We start from the raw sequence: 1,446 nt of genomic DNA on the forward strand, positions 1-1,446 counted from the left end.
AGATCCTGTCGATCCCGCTTCTGGCGGTGATCCCGGAGAGCGAGGAGGTGCTGAAGGCCTCGAACCTCGGCAGCCCGGTGACGCTGAACGCGCCGCAGAGCGCGCCGGCGCGGGCCTACGCGGATGCGGTGCGCCGGCTCAAGGGCGAGACGGTGGCGATGACCGTTCCGAGCGAGAAGCGGTCTCTCCTGGGCAAGCTGTTCACCAGGAGGGCGGCATGAACCTGCTGAGCTTCCTGTCCCGGCGCGGGACGGCGCCGGTGGCGCGCGAGCGCCTTCAGATCCTGCTGGCGCACGAGCGCACCGCCTTCGGCCGCTCGGACCTGGTGGCGGTGCTGCGCGAGGAGATCCTCGCGGTCATCGCCAAGCACGTCGCCATCGACAAGGACAAGGTCAAGGTGACGATGGAGCGGGGCGACGCCGTCTCGACGCTCGGCGTCGACATCGAACTGCCGGACAACAAGGTCGCCCGGCTCGCCAGCGCCTGAGACCGTCGCCTCGCCGGCGAGAGCATACTATAGGCCGGTCGGGCGCGGGGTTCCCGGCGCCCGACCGCAAGAGGTCGAGGTCATGCCGGACGCGCCCACCATCTACGCCAACACCCTGATGGCGCTCAGCCTGCGCCGTCCGGGCATCCTGCAGGTCACCCTCGGCACCGCCGGCTTCAGCGGCGACGACGTCGAGGTCGCGGTGCGGCTCGCCGTGCCGGAGGACACCGCCGTCGAGATCGTCGAGGCCCTGGTCGAGGGCCTGCAGGCGGCGGCCGAGGCGGACGAGGACGACGAAGTCCCCGAGCCCTACGAGGCCTCGGTCGGGGACGTCGCCACCGCGGGGCTGCTCGCCACGACCCTCGCCACCGCCATGGGCGACGCCCTCGACCTGCTCGCCGCGCGCCCCGATTTCCTCGAGCGCCTGACCGAGATCGAGGACCGCGCGGTGCTCACCACCCGCAACTCCGTCTCCGAGGGCGTCTCGGTCGACGACGAGGCGAAGGCCGTGCGCGACACCGTGGCGGTGCTCCAGAGCCTCTTCGCCCAGTGGCGCAAGGACCACGTTCCGCGGGCCCCTGATGCCCCTCCGGATTCTCCCGCCCCCGATTCTTCGCCGGAGGACGATACCCCGAAGACCTGAAACCTTGGATCGTTCGGTCCCCGCGCGATCCAGGCTCCGATCGGGTGCCGCTCACGGGAAGGGCCGGCCCGGGGATCGCCCCCGGGCCGGCCTTCGCCATTCCCTCCGATCCGCGGTCAGGCCGCCCGGACGGTCGCCAGGAACCGGTGCACCTCCGCGGTCAGCTGCTCGGACTGGCGCGACAGGGCCGAGGCCGAGGTCAGCACTTGCGTCGCCGCCATCCCGGTCGTCTCCGAGGCCTGCGCCACCCCGGCGATGTTGCCGGTCACCGCGCTCGTCCCCACCGAGGCCTGGCTGACGTTGCGCACGATCTCCT

2 protein-coding genes and 2 pseudogenes are annotated in these 1,446 nt (G+C 71.9%); 3 read left to right on the forward strand and 1 reads right to left on the reverse strand.

Annotated features, from left to right (window positions below; all coding sequences use genetic code 11):
- The 3 genes and pseudogenes from HPY23_RS28120 to HPY23_RS28130 form a co-directional block, all read left to right on the forward strand.
- Nucleotides 1-221, forward strand: a pseudogene (locus HPY23_RS28120) (septum site-determining protein MinD); the annotation flags it as partial.
- On the forward strand, nucleotides 218-487 hold the full coding sequence (gene minE / locus HPY23_RS28125) for a cell division topological specificity factor MinE (protein ID WP_048461642.1): 270 nt from the start codon (nucleotides 218-220) through the stop codon (nucleotides 485-487). The pseudogene HPY23_RS28120 and the gene minE, both read left to right, overlap by 4 nt.
- 82 nt (nucleotides 488-569) lie before the next feature.
- Entirely contained in the window at nucleotides 570-1,130 is a 561-nt protein-coding gene (locus HPY23_RS28130; protein WP_091891967.1) for a hypothetical protein, read from the forward strand.
- A 116-nt stretch (nucleotides 1,131-1,246) separates the two neighbouring features.
- On the opposite strand, the pseudogene HPY23_RS28135 reads toward HPY23_RS28130, so the two are convergent.
- Nucleotides 1,247-1,446: pseudogene (locus tag HPY23_RS28135) on the reverse strand (methyl-accepting chemotaxis protein); the annotation flags it as partial.

Origin of the sequence: Methylobacterium ajmalii, assembly GCF_016613415.1 — a bacterium.
Taxonomy (GTDB): Bacteria; Pseudomonadota; Alphaproteobacteria; order Rhizobiales; family Beijerinckiaceae; genus Methylobacterium; species Methylobacterium ajmalii.

Bases quoted from the DNA above. Each gene is read 5' to 3' on its own strand.
- minE (WP_048461642.1), top strand. From the start codon at position 218: ATGAACCTGCTGAGCTTCCTGTCCCGGCGCGGGACGGCGCCGGTGGCG.
- HPY23_RS28130 (WP_091891967.1), top strand. From the start codon at position 570: ATGCCGGACGCGCCCACCATCTACGCCAACACCCTGATGGCGCTCAGC.